Genomic DNA, 21,420 nt, shown 5'->3' on the forward strand with positions numbered 1-21,420 from the left:
TGCCTGATTGAAGGCGCAAAAGTACGAATAATATTTTGGAGTAAGGTTATAGAATTATAAAATCTAAGGTTAAAAGTCTGAAATCCCGTGAATTGAATAGTGTTTTGGATGCCATTGTACGATCCAATTACGATTCATATATGACATAGTTCATTGTCCTCAATAAACACTTCCACCTTATAAGCCACATGATCCAGGATGTCGTATGGATATCGATCTAAGGGAATCCTTTTTTTGAGAGTGTCGACTTGGCAATGGGAGATTTTCATTCCAGCTGAACTCTTTTAACTGTTACTGAAAGTACTCTATAAAAATATTACATACATAATAATCTTATGTGCTGTTTCTTTTATTGAGATCTGAAACAATGCAATTTCACTAAAACCCTTTGGCCAGCTAGACTGAAGACTGGAGACCGAAGTGGGCTTCTGTCTTCGGTCTCCCGTCTTCCAGCTTTTCTCACAAAACTCTTTCTTTCTCTCCCATTTTTCCAGACTTTTCCAGAATGGACTACCAACATCTAATAGAAGAAGTATATCACGAGGTACAAGCGGAGAATTTAAGAGGTAAAGTTGCCAATTACATACCTGAGATTGGGAATGTGAATCCCAATCATTTTGGTATTGCTCTGGTAGACCTAAAAGGCAATGTCTATGGTGTTGGTGATCATCAGTTACCATTTTCTATCCAAAGTATCAGTAAAGTTCACACGTTGACGATGGTTTTCAATGTATTCAATTCCAAACTTTGGTCCCGGGTGAATGTGGAGCCAAGTGGAGATCCATTCAACTCTATAGCACAACTGGAATATGAAAAGGGCATACCCAGAAATCCCTTTATCAATGCCGGAGCTTTAGTAATCACTGATGCCTTGTGTAGCAAGTTTGATCGACCGATTGATCAGATCACCAACTTTATCAATGAACTCGCAGGCGCAACCTGTGTGAAAATTAATCCTGATGTTAAAAAATCAGAGTTGAATCATGGTGAGCGAAATACTGCTTTGGCTTATTTTCTCAAGTCTTTCAAAAATTTCAATAATCCCATCGATGAAGTGCTTGAAGTCTATTTTTCCCATTGCGCAATGGAAATGAGTTGCGTGGATCTTGCTAAATCCTTCTCATTTTTAGCTAATGATGGATTTTCGATTTTTGCTGATCGACAGATTTTATCTGAGAGCAGTGCACGAAGGATAAATGCCTTGATGCTGACCTGCGGCTTTTATGACGAAGCTGGAGAATTTGCATTCAAAGTTGGATTGCCTGGGAAAAGTGGGGTAGGTGGTGGAGTAGCTGCTGTGATGCCCCATAAGTTCAGTATTGCTGTTTGGAGTCCTGAGCTAAATGAAAAAGGCAATTCAGTCAAATCCATCAGAGCTTTGGAATTATTGACAGATAAGCTAGCCTTTTCCTTATTCTAGATTTCAACTTTTGCCACTTTACTGTGAAGGTCGCTCATTAGCATTAGGGCTGCTGAACCATACCATTCTTTCAGATCCATTTTCAGTACACCCGCTTCGATAGCAGGATCAGAGGCAGTAAGTTTTTGAGCTTCTTCAAGGCTTTCGACAGCAAAGAAGAATAGGCCCCTCAATTCTTCGTTTCCGAAGAAAGGCCCTGCCATGACAAGTTTTCCTTCCTCTGCCAATCGATTGATATTCGCCATATGACCTGCTTGAATTTCTGCTCTCTGCTCTTCCGTGTATTCCTGCACTTTATCACCTCTATAAAGAAAGGCAATTACATATTTTTTCATTCCATATTCATCGGCACCAACTTCCCCAGCAAGTGCGGAGTCGTATGCATCATTTTGGGCTTGGGAAACGAAAGTAAAGGAGAGCAAAGTGACGAGTAAAAGAACTATATTTTTCATATTGAAAGTACCGGAATTTTGTTAAAAATGGGATATGAATATTCAGAGATTGCAGGTCAATTTATGACTTTTAAAATTTTAGATTTTCCTTCCATTCACAATTATTTTTAGAAATAATTTATCATTTCTATGAGATTCATCTGTCAGATTTATTAGGATAATTGCGTGCTTGAACTGCGAAAATTTTTCTTTCAAATTCGTCTGGATTTTGAGATAAATATTTCTTGGTTTTTGTAATGATTTGATGGGAGAAAATCAATTTTCAGTTAGGGAAGCACGTACCTTATCAGAAAGACATTTCAAACATATGTGCAATATTCGATTCCCAAATCGGGACTTTTGCAGGACAATTTGAGCAAGATTGAAAATGCATTATCAAATCTTATTCTCCCAGATCCAAAAGAAAAACTAATTTCTTTTTAAGTCATGAATCCAAATTAACCCTGGATTGAATAACCATATTTTCTTTAGCTACTCAAATTATAAAATCGCACTTTTTATTTCTACAGGTTGGCCGAATCGTATGGATATGCTCAATTCAAATTGTAGGATTTGCAACTGTAAATTATCCATGGTTATGGCAATTAAAAAGTTAATTGAAAATTGATTTTGATAAAATATCTAAAATCGACCTCAGTTTTGTACTGGCGAACACCCCTATTATTTGCAGAATAATCTATTGTATCTGTGAAAATGCTATTTTTCTAAGCTCACCCAATATTACCAGTAATAGCTCTAGAAGTAATAAGCTTTACTTAATATTTAATCAGTTAAGTATTTGATTTAGTGAAATATAAAACTACTTTAGGGTTATCATAATTTGAGGTGGCTAAAAAAATTAGATTAGACTAAAAATCGGTTGGTGTTACTTAAATGGTCGAAAATTAATTTCATGCTATTGTTTTGGATAGTGTAAAGTTACATTGGATGAAAAGTAGTAAATTGCAACCTCACCCAATCATTTCTATCCTTCTTTTATTTGAGATTTTGTTTGATTTTTCAGGAGAAAACAGTTAAAAAATTTCCAAAGAAGGCTAGTGCTAATACTTTCTAAATTACAAAAATGAGCACAAGTCAAATCAGGAAAGTCCTCTTATTGGACGATGATAAGATTCAAAAAATATTGGTTGGCAAAAGACTTTTGAGATTAAATCCGCGTATCGAATTTGTCTACTTCGATGCGCCAAGTGACGCCTTGAATTATCTGAAATCTGAATCTGTGGATTTGCTTTTGATAGATTTGGATTTGCCTGAAATGAGTGGATGGGATTTTGTAGATGAAGTAGAAAAAGTAAGCCCACATTCGAAAGTGATTTTGCAATCCGGATCAGTTCGGAGAGAGGAAATTGCCAGAGCTAATTCTGATGTCAGAATTAGTGAGATCTTTGAAAAACCATTAAGTGAATCAGACTTAAATTCGATACTGGGACTTTGATGAATTTTAGAGCTATCCTTTTGAATAATTTAATTAATTTCGATCGATCAGAAAGATTGTATGACTGAAAAAGCAGAAGACAGAAAGCCGCTGCTTTCAAAGAAAATAGATAAGTTTTTTACCGGATTGGCGGACGCTTGGAATTTCGTTAGGAGATTCTTCAAAGTAGTATTTGTGCCACCTTATGAATTTAAGGAAATCATTCACCAGTGCTATAGAATTGGAGTCGAGTCTTTGCCTCTAATTTCACTCACGGGTTTTATCGTCGGTATTGTATTTACCAATCAATCCAGACCTTCACTTTCAGAATTTGGAGCCACTTCTTGGTTGCCATCGCTGATCTCAATTGCAGTAGTACGAGCGATGGGACCGCTGGTTACTGCGTTGATTGCAGCAGGAAAAGTAGGATCAAGTATAGGTGCAGAAATTGGCTCCATGAAAGTTACTGAGCAGATTGATGCCATGGAAGTTTCGGCAACTAGCCCATTTAATTTCTTGGTGGTGACCCGGGTGATCGCGACTACGCTGATGATTCCTATGCTGGTGATGTACACAGATTTTGTTGCGCTGATGGGATCTTTTCTTAGTGTAAGTGCAAACGAGAAGGTGAGTTTGACCACATTCTTTGTACAGGTTTTTGAATCCATCTCCTTTCTGGATATCATATCTTCAGTTCTGAAGTCAATTTTGTTTGGCTTTACGATAGGCATAGTGGGCTGCTATAAAGGATATAATTCATCCAAAGGAACAGAGGGTGTGGGCCGAGCGGCAAATGCAGCGGTAGTAATGGCTATGTTCTTAATATTTATTGAGGAGCTTTTAGTTCTTCAGATCGTAAACGCCATCCGAGCATTTTAATTATGGAAGAAAAGGTTGTTAAAATTCGAGGTTTGGAAAAGTCTTTTGGAGACTTGGATGTATTGAAAGGCGTCGATCTTGATCTACACAAAGGTGAAAACCTGGTTGTCTTGGGCAAATCAGGCTCAGGAAAATCTGTATTAATTAAAATAATGGTAGGACTGCTGAAGCAGGATTCTGGAACTATGAATGTCCTAGGCCAGGAGGTTTCTACTTTGAATACGAAGGATTTGAATGCTTTGCGTCTAAGAATTGGCTTTTCTTTCCAAAACTCTGCGCTTTATGATAGTATGACGGTGAGGGAAAATATGGAATTTCCTTTGGTGAGAAATATTAAAAATCTAACCAAAAAGGAAATCACGATGAAGATTGAAGGTTTATTAGACAGTGTCGGTTTACCTCAATCTATCAATCAGATGCCATCGGAGCTTTCCGGAGGTCAGAAGAAAAGAATAGGAGTTGCCAGAACCTTGATTTTGGAGCCTGAAATCATGCTTTACGATGAACCCACAGCGGGATTGGACCCAATTACATGTGGGGAGATCAATAATTTAATTACCCAAGTAAGAGAAGAATATAATACCTCATCCATCGTCATTACCCATGATCTCACCTGTGCTAAGGATACAGGGGACCGAATGGCAGTTTTGTTGGATGGGCAGTTTGACGCGGTGGGAACATTCGAGGAAGTTTTTCCAAATGCAGATGACCCGCGTATAAAATCATTTTACGATTATAATTTTATCAACTCATGAGAGGCGAAAATAAGAGATCAGTCATAGTTGGCATATTTGTCTTCATTGGCATAGCAATCCTGGTTGCAGGTGTTTTGACACTTGGTGGCCAGCAGAAGAAGTTTGTAAAAGCGATTCAGCTTAAAGCTGTCTTCGATGATATAGGCGGTCTACAGACGGGTAATAATATCTGGTTCTCAGGTGTGAAGATCGGTACTGTACGCAAAATTAACTTCTACGGGGATTCTCAGGTAGAGATAGAGATGAACGTGGAGGAGGAAGTAGTGGAGTTTATCCGTAAAGATTCCAAAGCTACCATCAGCTCGGACGGTCTGATAGGCAATAAAATCATTGTGATATACGGTGGGACCACTTTGGCACCGCCAGTAGAAGATGGAGACCGATTGGAATCTGTGATGCCACTGGACACTGATCAAATGATGGAAACGCTGCAAGTGAATAACGAGAATCTGGTAGAGATCACTGGAAATCTCAAAAACCTTACAAGCAAACTGGCAGAAGGCGAGGGAATGGTAGGTGCAGCACTCACGGACTCCCTATTGGCAGAAAGCTTCAGAGCTATCGTGAAAAATCTGGATCAAGCCTCTATCAATAGTAACAGGATGATTAGTGAGCTGAATAAGTTTACTTCCAAATTAAATCAAGAAGGCAATCTTTTCAACGATCTTGTTACTGATACTACCATGGCTAATGAGCTGAAGCAGACTATGGCGAGCTTTAAGCAAGCTGCTGCTAACTCAGAAGAGATGACACAAAAACTGAGTAGTATCACAGACAAATTCAATGATCCAAATAATTCTATGGGAATGCTTTTGAATGATCCTGAGTTTGCGGAGACACTGAAGAGCACATTGGAAAATACTGATTCTGCTACTTATAATTTAAACAGAGGTATGGAAGCTTTGGAATATACTTGGCCCTTTAACAAAGGCTTTAAGCGCAAGCAAAAAGCTGAGGCTAAAGAGAACAACTAAAGGCGACATCCTTTGACAGGTTGTCGGTGATAGGTACATCACATTCATACAAACAAAAAAAGAGGGGATAAAATGCACATCGATGGCATTCTATCCCCTCTCTCTTTTTAAAACTCTTTAGATAAGATTATCCTTACGAGGAATACTAAATCCTAAATGAGAACTTTCCCATCAACTTTGTGCAGTGTTTAGCCTTGAGATAGAGAATGAAGTGGGAAGTATTCAATAAGAAAGTGAATAAGCTTATAGACAAATCCGAAGATATTTAGTCGAGATCTTAATTCCCTTCTTCCACTCCATTACTGATTTTTTCGCGGGCTTCCTCTTTTTCCTCTTCATTCGCCTTCAACGTGTCTGTATCGTTTGTTGTAGTCAATACTGCTTTCAACGAAATCGGGAAGTGATCAGAACCTATTCCTTCTTCTACTTTCATACCGCCTAGCCCAAAATCATCGCTCAAGAAGATATGATCAAGTGGCCAGCGGAATAAAGGCACTTTCGCGTGGAAGGTGTTGAAAAGTCCTCTTCCTCGACGTGGATCTGCCATTTCTGAGTTTTTTAAAAATAATTCTGTGGTGTAGCTCCAAGCCACATCATTCAAATCTCCAATTACCAAAGAAGGTTTATTATTGTCTTTAGATTTTTTTCCAACAAGTAAAATTTCTGCATCCCTTTCAGTGCTTTTAGTATTTTCTCCAGGTACCGGGGGAGTAGGATGAATCGCATAAATGGTAATTATTTCCCCATTTCTTAATTTAACATCCAGTTCCAATGAAGGGATTTCGTCATCGATAAGATAATTTATTTCCTGTCGAACTATTTCCATTCTGGTGTAGAGCAGAAGTCCATAGGTATTATCCAAAGGAATTTTTATTTGGGTAGGATAGTCTTTTTCAATTTCAGAAAGACATTTTTCCCAAGCTTTGTCTGTTTCTACAAAAAAGATCAAATCAGGATCTACTGTTTTAACTAAAGATACTGCTTTACCATATTCTGTATTGTATTGATAGACATTTCCCACTAAAATATGAATCCCGGATTCTGGCGAATAGGGAACTGTTTCGATCATCTTTTTTCCCAAGGGAGTAAAAGGCAACACTTTAGTAACTAGGTAACTAGAGGTTATGATTAATACAGCAATCCAAATATTTCTCTCTAAGTTAGACTGTTTGTTATGGGTGAGGAACCACCAAACAATAAGAGAAATGGTAATTACCAGTTTTTGAAGGCGAGGATAATCAAATACTCTTACCCACCAGTAATCTAATTTTATAAGTGGAAAAAATGTAGCCAAAATGAAAAACGCACTGAGAATTCGAAGTATGATGTAGCCCATTTAAAAATTTTGAATTTCTTAAGTTAAATTAAAGATTATAAAGCCTGCTGCAAGGTGGTAATAGTTTGCAACATTTCGAAACTGTGGAATCCTAAGCAGGGAATTTGAGTTACTAAAGCGAATCTATTTTTAACCTTAGCCCACATAAGACATGAGTCAAGACCCATTCCAAATTAAAACTACTCTAAAAACTTCAACAGGAGATCATACTTATTGGAGTTTGGAAAAACTTGAAGCAAGCGGTCACCAAATTAAACATTTACCCTTTTCTATCAGGATATTATTGGAAAATGCCTTAAGGAATTTCGATGACTTCGCAATTACAAAAGAGCACTTAGAAACCTTAATGAATTGGTCACCTCAGCCTTCGGACAAGGACGTCCCCTTTAAGCCAGCTCGAGTGTTGATGCAGGATTTTACTGGAGTGCCGGCCGTAGTGGATATCGCTTCCCTTAGATCTGAAGCTCACAGAAAAGGCAAGGATGCAAGCACAATTAATCCTCTAATACCTGTAGATCTAGTAATTGATCATTCCGTTCAGGTAGATTATTTTGGAACCAATTATAGCTACCAGAAGAATGTAGAGAAAGAGTATGAGCGTAATTCGGAACGGTATAAATTTTTGAAATGGGCTCAAAAGACATTTAATAATTTTTCAGTGGTACCTCCAGGAATGGGGATCTGCCACCAAGTAAATCTTGAATATTTAGCTCAAGGAGTAATAAAACGTGATGGAATGGTATTTCCAGACACACTAGTCGGCACGGATTCCCATACACCTATGGTAAATGGTATCGGAGTAGTTGGCTGGGGAGTTGGAGGAATTGAAGCGGAAGCTGCAATTCTTGGTCAGCCGATTTACTTTATCATGCCAGAAGTGGTTGGTCTAAAACTGACAGGAAATCTACCTGCAGGTACTACTGCTACAGATATGGTTTTGACAATTACTGAGTTGCTTCGAAGAAACAGCGTAGTAGGGAAATTTGTAGAGGTATTCGGCCCTGGTTTAGATAATCTGTCTGTACCAGATAGAGCCACTATTTCCAACATGTCACCGGAGTTTGGTTGTACTGTTACCTATTTCCCTATTGACGATCGTACGCTCGATTACATGGGTAAAACCAACCGTTCAGCTGAGCAGATCAAGTTGGTTGAGGAATATTGCAAGGCAAACATGCTTTGGAGAAAAGATGAAGATCTAATAAACTATAGTTCTGTGGTGGAATTAGATTTGGGAACCGTCGAAGCTACAGTTTCTGGCCCAAAGCGCCCTCAGGATAAAATTTTGGTTAAGGATTTCAAACCAAAATTTGGAGAGTTGTTGGAATCAGTTCATGGCCGTCAATATATTCCTATAGATAAAAGAGAGGAAGTTGCCAGGTTTGTAGAAGAGGGTGGAGGACAGACTGAAGACCAATCTCACGAAAAAGCGCCTGCAGAAACTGAGATAAAGACCAAAATAAAAAATGGATTAAAATCCGTTTCCGTAAAGCTCCACAACGACAAGTTTGAATTGTATGACGGATCTATCGTCATAGCAGCAATCACTTCTTGCACTAATACCTCAAATCCCTCAGTAATGTTGGGAGCGGGCTTAGTAGCAAAGAAAGCGAGAGAAAGAGGTCTTGATGTAAAGCCTTGGGTGAAAACTTCTCTGGCTCCAGGTTCGAAAGTCGTAACTGACTATTTAGAGAAATCAAATTTACTGGAGGATTTAGAAGCATTGAAATTCCACACAGTCGGTTACGGTTGTACTTCCTGTATCGGAAATTCCGGCCCACTTCCAACCCACATCGCCCAAGCAGTAGAAGACAATGACTTAGTGGTTGCTTCGGTACTTTCAGGAAATAGAAATTTTGAAGCTAGAGTTCATCCCCAGGTGAAAATGAATTACCTCATGTCGCCAATGCTCGTGGTGGTGTATGCCATCGCAGGTCGTGTGGATGTGGATTTGTATAACGAGCCCATTGGCTACGATCCGAATTTGGAACCTGTATTCATGAAGGATATCTGGCCAACTAATGAGGAAATAGCTGAGGTTGCAAGAAAAGTCCTTACTCCAGATGATTATGCAAAAAGTTACGGAGAGATCTTCGAAGGAAATGATATCTGGAAAGAACTGAAATCAGGAGAAGGAGAAATCTATCCGTGGGATGATAGCAGTACCTATATCAAGGAGGCGCCATTTTTCAAAGGAATTTCGGTAGATGTACTGGAACCTAAAAATATCACAAACGCAAGAGTCCTTTTAAAACTGGGTGATTCGATCACTACAGATCATATTTCACCGGCAGGGTCTTTCAGACCAGATACTCCTGCGGGAAAATACCTGAATGGAAGAGGAGTAGAGAGACCAGACTTTAATTCTTATGGTTCGCGTAGAGGAAATGACGAGGTCATGGTTCGTGGTACTTTTGCGAACGTGCGGATCAAAAACCAGTTAAGTACTCAGGAAGGAGGTTTTACAACTTACATTCCTAGCAATGAGCAAATGTCTGTGTTTGAAGCTTCTGAGAAATATCAGGCAGCACATGTGCCTTTGGTTGTTTTGGCGGGGAAAGAATATGGCTCGGGATCTTCCCGTGACTGGGCAGCGAAAGGAACTAACTTGCTGGGCATTAAAGCTGTGATCGCAGAAAGCTACGAGCGTATTCACCGAAGCAATTTAGTCGGTATGGGCGTATTACCACTTCAGTTTATGCCGGGCGAAAATGCAGAAAGTCTAGGCCTGACAGGTAAAGAGGAATTTAGTATTGTGGGAATCGAAGATGGCTTAAAACCCTCGCAGAAATTCGAAGTGATTGTTACTTCAGAATCTCAGGAGAAGAAGATCGAAGTCCTTTCGAGGTTAGATTCAGAAGTAGAGATTGCTTATTACAAGCACGGAGGAATTCTGAATTATGTGTTGAGGGATTTCTTGAAGGAATAGGAAAGTTGGGTGTTTGAATGTCGGATGACCGAATGCACGCCTCTGCCAGTGTTGAGCTTGACTTTAATTAGTTTTGGCTCTTTTGAAATAACAAAACCCGTCAGAAATGGCGGGTTTTGTGTTTTCCTAGGCAAGATTCTTCAATAAAAGATTTGAGTATTTCCCATGTTAACAGAATGATAAATTATCAGATAAATTTTAAACTATTGTTGCTTTTATAGTCAAGGAGGTTCATACTTAAGAAGTTTTTAGACATTCAACTAATATTCTTTTATGAAAAACACTTACCCCCCGAGTACAAATTTTTAAGTAGATCTGGGTTTTGGTCATTTCTGCTTTTAGCTTTGATTCTCGTTATTACCTCTTGTGTAAGTGAGGAAGAACCTGTCACGATCCCAATATCTGATGTTCAGCAAGCAGTGGAGGAAGCCAAGTTATGGTTTGGACCGCAAGAGGAGTTTGTTCTACCTATGAAATCAGGAGAGAATTCACGAGCAAGGAATCAGATCAAGAAAATCCATTGGGACAAGGCAATCACCCATGAGAACGGATCGGTTATCGAAGTGATGATAGAGTACAATTTTCATGGTGTCCCAGTAAAGGGAGAACAATCCTCTGGACAGGTTAGTGAAAAGGAGAAGCTGTCATTTTATCGGTTGATCCTAAAGAAGGACGAAGCGGGTGGCTACACGAAATATCTGATGAAGTACTTTCCAGAGTAAAAGACTGAAAGCCAAAGTAAGCTTGAGGTAACTAATTATGGCAGGTTGAGTGGGCAATTCGTCGGGGAAATACTACTTTACGATTGGGACGAGAATCTGTTGATGGGCTGGGACATGGCAGAGGGCCGTGTTATACGTTTTTTCCGATCAAGAGAAGTTCGAAAAGGGTTGAATGGAGAGAATTTAGCTCAGCAGTGCCAGAATTATACCGAGTTGATCTGTATAGCTTATTACATAGGAAGTGAAAGAGTAATTGAGTGTACAGAATCGCCTGTGGTAGAATGTCCTGCTGATAAAGGCGGGGCAGGATGGTATGTAGGCCCTCCGGGATATTCTGGTGGCGGTGGTGGCTCAGGCGGAGGAGGTCCGACTGGACCAGTGCCTGGGGGAGGTTCCGGTTCTGGAGGTGAAGGATTGCCGAAGTTGTTGCCGGAGGATGAAGAAAGTATGCTTGAATTGGAAATTAGTCCTGAATTTGAACAAGATTATAGAAATCAAATGAAACCGAAAGAGCTTGAAATTTTTGATGATTTGAGTAGGTTAATACAATTACGATATTTAGTTAATGGAAAATCAGCGCTTGATTTAGCAGCATCACTTTATCCTGGAAGTGGTCTCTATAATGGTTGTGGGGATGCTTTCAGACATGCTTACTTTAGCGGATTAAATGTAAGTAGCCTTGATCCGACTTTGGCTAAATCTTCAGGGGATGCCCATGAGGATTTCTTGGGAAACCCTCAAAATGAAAAATCAATGGATTTGTACAATAATAATTTAGGTCGTAATACAGTTAACACTATTTTAAATAGTGCCTTTCCCAGAAGTTTTCAATTGGAGCTCAAGACAACACTTGTAGCTAGGGGACAGCAAAGGGAATTTAAATAATAATGAATGGTTCTACTGTGTTTGGAGGGTGCTAAGATGATGGCAAAATTATATAAAGCTTTAATTGTAGTTGGTTTTCTAACTTTGCTTTCAGGTTGCACTACCTTTAATATTAAAGAAATTTCGATTGATTTAGAATCAGATAATTATGAATCAGTGGAAATTGATTTTTCTCAATATAGTACTGCTATTGAGTGGGATACATTATATATTGTGAGGCCTTATTCAAATGTTAAAGAGTTCCAATTTAAGAATTGGAATTTGAATCAATTAGATATGATGGCTCAATCAGACAGTGAGATACTTGTCTTATATTCTTTAAAAAAAAGAGTGGTGGGCTATTCGCTTGTTCCAAGACGTTTTGATTTGCTTTAATTGTGGGGAGAAACCAAATATCAGTATGATCCTTATATAAAGTTTGATTTAAAGAGGAGCAAATTTTTATTTGTTAAACGCGATGAGGTATATAAGTTAGTAGACATTCAGACTGACCCAGCCAATTGAAATTGGTCAGGATATTAGGGTGAAGTTACAATCTTCACCCAGATACCTCGATGTTTTGTTTACGTCCAGTTGGGGAAAAAGATCGAAGTCCTTTCGAGTTTAGATTCAGAAGTAGAGATTGCTTGTTACGAGCACGGAGGAATTCTGAATTATGTATTAAGAGATTTTTTGAAGGACTAGGGAGTTGGGTGTTTGATTTCTGGTGACCGATGAGGGCCACCTCTAGAGTTCAAGGGATTATACATTATTGCGAGGCAAAGCCTGCCCCGATAGTTACTTATATAACAAACTATTAAATGGATCTCTATTACAGTATAAATAATATTTTAAAGGAATGGAATCCTATTTGTGTAAAAGGGATTGATCTTGAACATGAATACGAAAGATACATTGATGAAATTATAGAATGTGTTAAAAAAGATAATAATCTTCTGGAATTAATAGAGGATATTGAGGGTAATAGAATAGGATATCTATATACCTCAATTGATAAAAGATTGTGGGTTGTAAACGAAGTATTAAAATTGTTTTAAGAATAAGTGGATCTTCTTTAAATATTTGAATAAATCCCAAGGCAGGAGTTGTACTTCTGCCTTTCCATATGAATCAAAAACTTGATTTATTATTTTAAAATAGGTGAATTATATTGGACAGTATCTCAGGGCAATGATAGTGCTTTTAACTAATTAAGGCTTAGATTTCCAATTACTCCATTCTCTATTATTAAATTTAAAATTTATTTTTGAGTTTCAATCCAACATAAACCGCACTGGAATATATAGCCAAGCATCTACTGTGTTTCCATCAATGTTGGTAGCCGGAGCGATTTCTCCTTTATATTTACTAGCTGCGTAAAGTGCTTCTAAAGCTAATGCCTCGCTTACATTTTCGGGATTGACTATTTTAAATTCTCCATGCTCTCCAAATTCATTTACATACATGCCAAGTATTGCGGTCCCTTCTTCTCTATCCCTTCGGGAAGCTGCAGGGTATTTCAAGTTTTGCATCAGCGTGTTAGTCCAAAGATCCTGATCTAGTTTTGGCGTTGGTTCAAACACATTTTCATCAGCAATCATCATTTCTACACTACCTGCCTTTCGGATTTCAAAGTTCTTTTCGCCTTGAAAAAGCACTTCACCTATTTGTTCATCTTCATCAAAGTAGATAGCTTGGTAGAAGCCATTGTTACGATTTTTAATTTTCTTGGAAACCAATTTCCCGTTCGAGTCATATATCTCCGTTTTTTCCTCCGGAAAATTCCCTTCCTGATTATAACCATATCGAGTGATCTTTACGATTTGATTTTTCAGATTGAAAGTACGCTCGATGGAAGTGCTGTCAGTAAGAGTAACGATGATGGCTTTGTAAAAATAATTGATGCTATCGTTCTCATTGATCGGATGAAAATGCTCGTTCAATCGGACAACTTGCTTTTCCTGAGCTGAGGAATGCTTGCAAGAAAGCCCAAGCAAAATTGTTAGGAGAACGTAATTTAGTATGTATCTACTTCTGAAAGCCATTTATCGGTTGACTAATAGTGAAGTTTAATTATAGTCAAACAAATCTGATATTGAAAACCATTTTGAACTAAAGGCTATATCTTACTTTAATTCAAATCCCTTTCATCCCTGAGGATAAAGCTTATTTTTGTACCTCATTCCTATTAACAGAAGATCTAATGAACGCAATTAATCCTACGACCACTCCAGCCTGGGCGAGACTTCAGCAACTTGCCACAGAACATAAAGACATGACCATCCTTTCTCAATTTGATGAAAGTGAGCGTTTTGAACGACTTAGTATTACGATTGAAGATATATTAGTTGATTTTTCTAAAAACAGACTAAATCAGGATATCCTTGACGCACTTTTAGATCTTGCTCATGAGTGTAAGCTCCAAGTAGCGATTGAAGATATGTTTACAGGTAAGCCAATTAATGTAACTGAGGGAAGAGCTGTTTTACATACTGCGCTTAGAAAGCCCGCATCAGAGACCTTGTATCTGGATGGAAATAATATCATGGAGGATGTCTCAGGAGTCTTGAAGAAGATGAAGACTTTCGCTGACAAAATCCAAAACAAGCAATGGCTAGGCTACACTGGCAAGCCAATCAAATCACTTGTAAACATTGGTATAGGTGGATCTGACCTTGGTCCGGTGATGGTGACTGAGGCCCTAAAGCCTTATCAGAATCCTGATATTGAGTGTTTCTTCGTTTCCAATGTAGATGGGACCCATATGGCCGAAACGCTTAAGAAAGTAGATCCTGAGACCACACTTTTCTTTATTGCTTCCAAGACTTTTACTACGCAGGAAACCATGACCAATGCGCATACTGCAAGGAATTGGTTTTTGGAAAAATCGAATGATGAAGCTGCAGTTGCTAAGCATTTCGTAGCGCTTTCTACCAATGCCAAGTCGGTTGAAGCATTCGGAATTGATACCGATAATATGTTTGAGTTCTGGGATTGGGTAGGGGGAAGGTATTCACTTTGGTCAGCGATTGGTTTGCCGATTGCCTGCACGATCGGATTCGACAATTTCGAGAAACTACTCGCAGGTGCGCATGCGATGGATAAACATTTCCGTGGATCTCAATTTGATACAAACATCCCGGTAATCTTGGCGATGATTGGTATCTGGAATACCAATTTCCTTGGTGCAAGTTCTGAAGCAATCTTACCATACGATCAATACATGCATCGTTTCGCCGCCTATTTCCAGCAGGGAAATATGGAAAGCAATGGCAAATATGTAAGCCGCTCAGGCGAAAAGGTGAATTATACTACCGGGCCTATTATTTGGGGTGAGCCTGGAACAAACGGTCAGCATGCTTTTTATCAATTGATCCACCAAGGTACACACCTTATTCCTTGTGATTTTATTGCTCCTGCGATTTCCCATAACCCAATTGGAGATCATCATCCGAAGTTGCTTTCCAACTTCTTTGCACAGACAGAAGCCCTAATGAAAGGGAAGTCTTTGGAAGATGTGAAAGCAGAAATGAAAGCTGCAGGCAAGTCCGATGAGCAAATCGAAGAAATCGCTCCGCATAGAGTTTTCGAAGGCAATCGTCCTACGAATTCTATATTGGTGAAGGAAATTACTCCTTATACTCTTGGTACTTTGATTGCTATGTATGAGCACAAAATCTTTGTTCAAGGTGTAATTTGGGATATTTTCAGCTTTGATCAGTGGGGTGTGGAGCTAGGCAAAGTCCTGGCATCTGGCATTCTTCCTGAGCTAAAAGGTGATGAAGAAATTACCGCACATGATGGCTCTACCAATGGGCTAATCAATGCTTATAAAAAGATGAGAAAATAAGGAATCAATAGCGTAGGTTCTATGTGCAATCTGGATATCCGATCCATAGTCCAGTCCGCAATAGTTCAAACCAATAAAAATCTAAAATCCCGATTCTGAAAAGAGTCGGGATTTTTTGTTTTTTGTGTAATAACTGGATGGAATATAACCTTTGAAAAAATATGATCATCAAAAAAACCGCTTAGAATTCAATCTAAGCGGTTTTTAAAAGATAGGACATCGGTTACCCGAATCCCTAAAACTATTTATGCATTCACGCCCAAAGCTTTTGCCATGGTAGCTCCGATCTCCGCTGGAGAATCTACTACGTGAATTCCATTTTCTCTCATGATTCTCATTTTAGCTGCTGCAGTGTCGTCCGCTCCACCTATGATAGCACCTGCGTGGCCCATTCTACGTCCAGCGGGAGCAGTTTGTCCAGCTATGAAACCTACTACAGGCTTCTTGTTGCCGTTTTCTTTGATCCACTTTGCAGCCTCAGCTTCGTAGTTTCCACCGATCTCACCGATCATTACGATCGCGTCAGTCTCAGGGTCTTCCATCAGCAACTGTACTGCTTGCTTTGTAGAAGTACCGATGATTGGATCTCCACCAATACCGATAGCAGTGGATACGCCAAGACCTGCTTTGGCTACCTGATCCGCAGCTTCGTAAGTCAATGTACCTGATTTAGAAACGATACCGATTCTACCTTTCTTAAATACGAAACCTGGCATGATACCAACTTTCGCTTCTCCAGGAGTGATTACACCTGGACAGTTAGGACCGATTAGAGTAGCACCCCTTTCAATAATATATGGCTTAGCCTTCATCATATCAGCTACAGGGATACCCTCAGTGATAGCGATGATAACTTTTATACCTGCATCAGCAGCTTCCATAATCGCATCTGCAGCAAATGCTGGCGGCACGAAAATGATAGATGTGTCTGCACCAGTTTTTTGAACGGCTTCTTCTACAGAATTAAAAACAGGTTTTTCCAAGTGAGTCGAACCTCCTTTACCAGGAGTTACACCGCCGACTACGTTTGTGCCGTATTCGATCATTTGCTGTGCGTGAAAAGAACCCTCAGACCCGGTGAATCCTTGTACGATCACCTTGGAATTTTTATTTACTAGTACACTCATGATGCGATTTCTAAAGTTTGTGACAAAAATAGAACAAACAGCCTACCCACAAAAGAAAAGGATAACAATATGCAGGTATTTAGGTGATTCTTTGAAAAAGTCAGTAATCTGGTGATAGATGGTCAGTAAAGTTTTCAAGGCTCTCAAGTTTTTGGCTATTTTAAAAACATACACTTATTTGCAGAAATGTAGCGCTATTAGAAAGCAAAAGTTCTATTTTGCGCTTGCCTGACCTATATTTTTCATATTTTCGACCCGAGTTTTTATTCTTCACTTCCAATATGATCTATGTTTAGCCTTAAAATTCTCATCGTTGAAGATGATCCGGTCTCAGCTCTTCTGCTTCAGCGAGCCCTGGAGAAGAACAGACACGAAATACTTGGGATAGCAGATTCAGGTGAAAAAGCTCTGGAAATTTTATCCGAAAATCACGCCGATATGGTGATGATGGATATCAATCTAGCAGGAGAACTGGATGGCATCAAGACGACTGAAATTATCAATGAGATTTATGATATTCCGGTAGTTTATTTAAGTGCAAGCTCTGATGCAGAGACACTTAATAAGGTGGTAGGTACCAATCCAAGTGCCTACGTAATTAAACCGTTCAATATCCGTGAACTTAACATGGTTATCGAATTGGCGATTTACAAAGATCGTAAGGAGAAGGAACTTCAAAAGCTCAATAACGAACTGGAGGAAAAGGTAAAGCAGCGTACGCTAGAGCTTTATAGCGCCAATAAGGAGCTTACCAAAGCATTGGAGAAAGAACGGGAAATCAATGAATTGAAATCAAGAATTGTATTGAACGTGTCACATGGGTTTAAAACCCCGCTTACTTCTATCTTGAGTTCTGCTCAGTTACTTCATATCTATGCTGAAAAGGATCATCCATTCAAAGTAAAGATATCCAAGCATGCACTTAAAATTGAGAATTCTGTAAGGGCACTTAATAATCTGCTTACCAGTGTCCTGTTTTTTGGAAAAGCAGATGCGGATAAAGTGGAGTTCCGTCCTAAAAAGATGTTTCTGGGAGCTTTTGTTAAAGAAGTTCTGGATACTATTAATGCTGGAAAAGAAAACAATGTGCGTGTCAATTCCGAGCTGATTAATCTACCAAAGGTCATTACTTCGGATAGTGAACTTTTGTACCAAATCTTTGAAAATCTTCTTTCAAATAGTGTGAAATATTCCAAAGATGGCCAGGAAGTGTTTTTTGAATTGGAATATGTAGATAAAAAATTGATAGGCACGATAAAAGACCAGGGAATTGGAATACCGGAAGCTGAGCAAAACCAACTTTTTGAGCGGTTTTTCAGGGCCAAGAATGTAGGCATAGTAGAAGGATCCGGCTTGGGGCTATCAATAGTGAAAAAGTGTATCGATGTTTTAAATGGTAAAATTACTTTTGAAAGCAGCGTTAAAAACGGCACAGTCTTCAAAGTAGAAATTCCGGTGAGCTAGTTATGCTTTTTGAATCAAGGAATCTGAAATATAGCCACCACGGCCAGAAGCAGATTGTTTTTCCTGATATTAGTCTGGATAAGGGTGAAAGCATACTTGTGCTGGGGAAATCAGGGTCCGGTAAAACTACCTTACTTAATTTACTCGCAGGATTGCTTGATCCCGAAATAGGCGAGGTGAAATTGGCGGGACAAAGCCTTTCAGAAATGAAAGGGCAGAAGCTTGATTTGTTCAGGGGAAAAGAAATCGGAATAGTATTCCAAAAACCTCATCTTTTGGCAGCGCTTACTCTTAAAGAAAATCTTCAGATGGCTCACTTTTTCGGTAAGAAAAAAGGGCAGGACATAGATAGGCTACTTGAGGAATTGGGATTGGCACATAAGTCAAACTCCTCTGTTCTGACATTGAGCGAGGGGGAAGCTCAACGTGCTTCCATCGCCAGAGCATTAGCCAATACTCCAAAATTAATTCTAGCTGATGAGCCTACATCGAGCTTGGATGATGAAAACACAGAGAAAGTGGTCAATCTTCTGAAATCTCAAGCGGCAAAGATCGGAGCAGCGCTGATTATAGTGACCCATGATCAGCGGGTGAAGTCACATATCCCCAATTATGTAGAGGTAAAATCGGAATGAATTTAATTAAGCTGAGTTGGAAACATTTGACATTCAGGCCCCTTTCTACAGGTTTGAATGTGTTTTTGCTGGCACTGGGATTGGCGATTATCACGGTTTTGTTGTTGATTCAGGATCAGTTTGAAAAGAAGATGAATCAAGACTCAGCTGGGATCGATTTGGTCGTCGGAGCTAAAGGTAGTCCGCTTCAATTGATTTTAGCTGGAGTTTATCACATTGATTTTCCGACAGGAAACATTCCCATGGATGAAGCTCAAAAGCTTTCCAGAAACCGACTGGTAAAAAACATCATTCCAATGGCTCTGGGTGATAATTACCAGGGCTTTCGAATAGTGGGTACCAATCATGATTATGTATCGCTTTACGATGCTTCACTTGAAAGTGGAGAGCTTTGGCAAAAACCGTTTGAGGTTGTACTTGGAGCTGAGGTAGCTGCTAAATCAGCCTATAACGTAGGGGATGAATTCCTTGGTAGTCATGGTATCAGTATAGGAAGCCATGAGCATGACGCGAATAGATTTAAGGTAGTAGGTGTCTTAAATAGTAAAGGAAATGTGCTGGACCGATTAATACTAACAAGTATAGAATCTATCTGGTACACACATGATGAAGGTGAGGCGGAGAAAACAGATACAACTGGAAATCATAACCAACATGTAATTGATTTGACAAAGACGGTTGCTTCCAAAGGCTTTCCAAAAACAACTGAATCCAGAGATTTAACCACTTTATTAATTCAATACAGAAATCCTATGGCAGCAATTCAGCTTCCTCGAATGATCAATTCTGGGACTTCCATGCAAGCTGCTTCACCTTCTTTTGAGATGGCGAGATTATTTGAATTACTTGGCGTTGGTATTACACTTTTGCAGGGATTGGCAGTTGTAATTATTGGGATATCAGGGCTAGGGATTTTCATTGCGCTTTACAATTCATTGAAGGAGAGGAAATACGATCTGGCAATATTAAGAGCAATTGGCGCATCCAGAGGGCAGCTTTTGCTCCTGATATTTCTTGAAGGAATTATGCTAACATTGATGGGAGCTGTTTTGGGAATATTGCTTGGGCATACTTTTCTTTCAGTGATTATTTCGCAGAATGAGCAGGGAGTTGTTGGGGCTCTTCATCCATGGATTTTCCTCAAACAAGAACTTTGGATAGTTGTTTATGCGTTAAGCGTTGGAGTTTTGGCTTCCATTATACCAGCATTTGCAGCTTATCAAACAAGTATTGCAAAGCAATTAACAAAGGCTTAACTAGCGCCTAATTTAAAAACCTGAATATTATGAGACATTTAAAAATAGCCCTTCTGGCAATTACAGTGATGATCTTTGCTCAAGTTTCCCTTTCGGCTCAAAGCACTAATGTCTGGAAAAATCTTACGGAGGTAACTTATAAAATCTCTGAAGATGAATATGGAGAATTGTATGTTCCTGTATTTTCAGAAAATATTACCAAAATGGAAGGGAAGGTAGTGGAGGCTGATGGCTACATCATTCCTTTCGAAGGCATGTTTAAGCCGGAGCATATCATTCTTTCCAGTTTGCCTTTGGCTGAATGTTTCTTTTGTGGGTCCGGCGGACCGGAAACTGTAATGGAGGTAGACATGGCCTCTCCGATAAAATACACTTCTAATAGAGTTCGCGTCAGAGGAACCCTTACATTGAATAGTAAGGATCCTGAGAAGCTAATGTACATCATGAAGAACGCTACGCTCGTGAATTAAGATTTTTTATCGAAGAGTCCAACTTTGGAAGTGATTTTTATTTTCTAATAACACATCTCTTTTTCGAGTTTCCTGAACTTCTCCAAAAGGTCAAGAGAGACTGGTCCCGGTCTTCCGTTACCGATTTCGTGCTCATCAATCTGGGTTACTGGCAATAGCACTTTGGTAGTACTGGTGATAAATGCCTCATCTGCATTTAACGCTTCTTGCATACTTACAGGTCTTATTTGCACATTTCCAGCCAGTTCTATGACATTTTTTCTGGTTATCCCCATCAGGACATGAGAGTCTGGAGTGCTGATGATTCCATCCTTAACTATAAAAAAGTTGCTTCTGGAACTTTCGCTCAAAATGCCATTCATATGGTATAGAACATCTTCAGCTCCGGCATCTTTCCATCGCATGCTATCCCAGACCGGAAGAGCATAATTGGTAGTTTTAATTTCCGCAATTGGACGAACGTATTCCAGTGAAAGTAATTTGATTCCCTTATCGTACTTTTCCTGAGCTGGGAATATCAGTGATTCCGCGAAAATAAATAGCTTCCCTTTTGCAGGAGAAAAGTGGTTTTGTGAAATCCCACCACTCAAAACCATCCGGATTCCTCCTTCTTTTAGATGGTTTTTTTCAATCAAATCCTGTATCACAGCCTTCAATTCTGCACGGGAATATTCAAGTGGAAGAAATGTCTTTTCAGCAGAGGCAAAAAATCTATCCAAATAGCTATCCAAAAAAAGAGCTTTAAAATTGACCGTCCTGAAAAAGTCAAAAATGCCGTATCCACGGATAACCGCTAAATCCATAGGATGAATAGTGGCTTTTTCAGTTGAGATAATTTGCCCGTCGGCAAAGCAAAATGGTTTCATATAGTTA

20 protein-coding genes are annotated in these 21,420 nt (G+C 39.2%); 15 read left to right on the plus strand and 5 right to left on the minus strand.

Features of this window, described 5'->3' with window-relative positions; translation table 11 throughout:
* Positions 1–505: 505 nt before the first annotated feature.
* On the plus strand, positions 506–1,420 hold the full coding sequence (locus tag AACZ73_RS08915; protein WP_339877205.1) for a glutaminase: 915 nt from the start codon (positions 506–508) through the stop codon (positions 1,418–1,420).
* Here AACZ73_RS08915 and AACZ73_RS08920 read toward each other — a convergent pair.
* Positions 1,417–1,872, minus strand: coding sequence for a YciI family protein (locus tag AACZ73_RS08920; protein WP_339877206.1), 456 nt, complete (start codon positions 1,870–1,872; stop codon positions 1,417–1,419). The genes AACZ73_RS08915 and AACZ73_RS08920 overlap by 4 nt on opposite strands.
* 1,063 nt (positions 1,873–2,935) lie before the next feature.
* On the opposite strand from AACZ73_RS08920, the gene AACZ73_RS08925 reads away from it, so the two are divergent.
* The 4 genes from AACZ73_RS08925 to AACZ73_RS08940 are packed head-to-tail and all read left to right on the plus strand — an operon-like array spanning position 2,936 to position 5,894.
* Positions 2,936–3,307, plus strand: a complete 372-nt coding sequence (locus AACZ73_RS08925) for a response regulator (RefSeq protein ID WP_339877207.1) — start codon at positions 2,936–2,938, stop codon at positions 3,305–3,307.
* Positions 3,308–3,367: 60 nt separating this feature from the next.
* A complete protein-coding gene (locus AACZ73_RS08930; RefSeq protein ID WP_339877208.1) occupies positions 3,368–4,165 on the plus strand; it encodes an ABC transporter permease in 798 nt (265 codons plus the stop codon).
* Between the two features lie 2 nt (positions 4,166–4,167).
* Positions 4,168–4,920 carry an ATP-binding cassette domain-containing protein gene (locus AACZ73_RS08935; RefSeq protein ID WP_339877209.1) on the plus strand — a complete coding sequence of 251 codons (753 nt, stop codon included), beginning with the start codon at positions 4,168–4,170 and terminating at the stop codon, positions 4,918–4,920.
* Positions 4,917–5,894: an MlaD family protein gene (locus AACZ73_RS08940; RefSeq protein WP_339877210.1), complete on the plus strand. Its 978-nt coding sequence runs from the start codon at positions 4,917–4,919 to the stop codon at positions 5,892–5,894. Before AACZ73_RS08935 ends, AACZ73_RS08940 begins: the two co-directional genes overlap by 4 nt.
* A gap of 277 nt (positions 5,895–6,171) precedes the next feature.
* Here AACZ73_RS08940 and AACZ73_RS08945 read toward each other — a convergent pair whose 3' ends face one another.
* Positions 6,172–7,230 (minus strand): endonuclease/exonuclease/phosphatase family protein, encoded by a 1,059-nt coding sequence (locus AACZ73_RS08945; protein WP_339877211.1) that lies wholly within the window; start codon positions 7,228–7,230, stop codon positions 6,172–6,174.
* Positions 7,231–7,381: 151 nt separating this feature from the next.
* Here AACZ73_RS08945 and acnA point away from each other — a divergent pair, with 151 nt between their 5' ends.
* The 5 genes from acnA (at position 7,382) to AACZ73_RS08970 (ending at position 12,803) form a co-directional block, all read left to right on the plus strand.
* Positions 7,382–10,159 (plus strand): aconitate hydratase AcnA, encoded by a 2,778-nt coding sequence (gene acnA, locus AACZ73_RS08950; protein WP_339877212.1) that lies wholly within the window; start codon positions 7,382–7,384, stop codon positions 10,157–10,159.
* A gap of 344 nt (positions 10,160–10,503) precedes the next feature.
* Entirely contained in the window at positions 10,504–10,881 is a 378-nt protein-coding gene (locus AACZ73_RS08955) for a hypothetical protein (RefSeq protein ID WP_339877213.1), read from the plus strand.
* 45 nt (positions 10,882–10,926) lie between these two features.
* Entirely contained in the window at positions 10,927–11,766 is an 840-nt protein-coding gene (locus tag AACZ73_RS08960; protein ID WP_339877214.1) for a hypothetical protein, read from the plus strand.
* 6 nt (positions 11,767–11,772) lie between these two features.
* Complete coding sequence (locus tag AACZ73_RS08965; RefSeq protein WP_339877215.1) at positions 11,773–12,141, plus strand: hypothetical protein; 369 nt, start codon at positions 11,773–11,775, stop codon at positions 12,139–12,141.
* Between the two features lie 425 nt (positions 12,142–12,566).
* The gene (locus AACZ73_RS08970; RefSeq protein WP_339877216.1) at positions 12,567–12,803 is read left to right on the plus strand and encodes a hypothetical protein; all 237 of its coding nucleotides are present in this window, start codon (positions 12,567–12,569) and stop codon (positions 12,801–12,803) included.
* Positions 12,804–13,019: 216 nt separating this feature from the next.
* Here AACZ73_RS08970 and AACZ73_RS08975 read toward each other — a convergent pair whose 3' ends face one another.
* The gene (locus AACZ73_RS08975) at positions 13,020–13,790 is read right to left on the minus strand and encodes an energy transducer TonB (RefSeq protein ID WP_339877217.1); all 771 of its coding nucleotides are present in this window, start codon (positions 13,788–13,790) and stop codon (positions 13,020–13,022) included.
* Between the two features lie 158 nt (positions 13,791–13,948).
* Between AACZ73_RS08975 and pgi the strand changes: the two genes are divergently transcribed.
* Positions 13,949–15,595, plus strand: a complete 1,647-nt coding sequence (pgi, locus tag AACZ73_RS08980; RefSeq protein ID WP_339877218.1) for a glucose-6-phosphate isomerase — start codon at positions 13,949–13,951, stop codon at positions 15,593–15,595.
* Between the two features lie 245 nt (positions 15,596–15,840).
* Here the strand turns inward: pgi and sucD are convergent, their stop codons facing one another.
* Positions 15,841–16,722: a succinate--CoA ligase subunit alpha gene (sucD, locus tag AACZ73_RS08985; RefSeq protein WP_339877219.1), complete on the minus strand. Its 882-nt coding sequence runs from the start codon at positions 16,720–16,722 to the stop codon at positions 15,841–15,843.
* 288 nt (positions 16,723–17,010) lie between these two features.
* Between sucD and AACZ73_RS08990 the strand changes: the two genes are divergently transcribed.
* From AACZ73_RS08990 to AACZ73_RS09005, 4 genes are read left to right on the plus strand one after another with little or no spacing between them, the layout of a single operon-like run.
* A complete protein-coding gene (locus AACZ73_RS08990; RefSeq protein ID WP_339877220.1) occupies positions 17,011–18,186 on the plus strand; it encodes an ATP-binding protein in 1,176 nt (391 codons plus the stop codon).
* A 2-nt stretch (positions 18,187–18,188) separates the two neighbouring features.
* Complete coding sequence (locus AACZ73_RS08995) at positions 18,189–18,821, plus strand: ATP-binding cassette domain-containing protein (RefSeq protein WP_339877221.1); 633 nt, start codon at positions 18,189–18,191, stop codon at positions 18,819–18,821.
* Positions 18,818–20,077 carry an FtsX-like permease family protein gene (locus AACZ73_RS09000; protein ID WP_339877222.1) on the plus strand — a complete coding sequence of 420 codons (1,260 nt, stop codon included), beginning with the start codon at positions 18,818–18,820 and terminating at the stop codon, positions 20,075–20,077. Before AACZ73_RS08995 ends, AACZ73_RS09000 begins: the two co-directional genes overlap by 4 nt.
* Positions 20,078–20,106: 29 nt before the next feature.
* Positions 20,107–20,547, plus strand: a complete 441-nt coding sequence (locus AACZ73_RS09005) for a hypothetical protein (protein ID WP_339877223.1) — start codon at positions 20,107–20,109, stop codon at positions 20,545–20,547.
* A 44-nt stretch (positions 20,548–20,591) separates the two neighbouring features.
* Here the strand turns inward: AACZ73_RS09005 and AACZ73_RS09010 are convergent, their stop codons facing one another.
* The gene (locus tag AACZ73_RS09010; protein WP_339877224.1) at positions 20,592–21,413 is read right to left on the minus strand and encodes an aminotransferase class IV; all 822 of its coding nucleotides are present in this window, start codon (positions 21,411–21,413) and stop codon (positions 20,592–20,594) included.
* Between the last annotated feature and the right edge of the window lie 7 nt (positions 21,414–21,420).

The sequence above is a fragment of the uncultured Algoriphagus sp. genome, from assembly GCF_963974835.1.
In the GTDB taxonomy this organism is placed as follows: domain Bacteria; phylum Bacteroidota; class Bacteroidia; order Cytophagales; family Cyclobacteriaceae; genus Algoriphagus.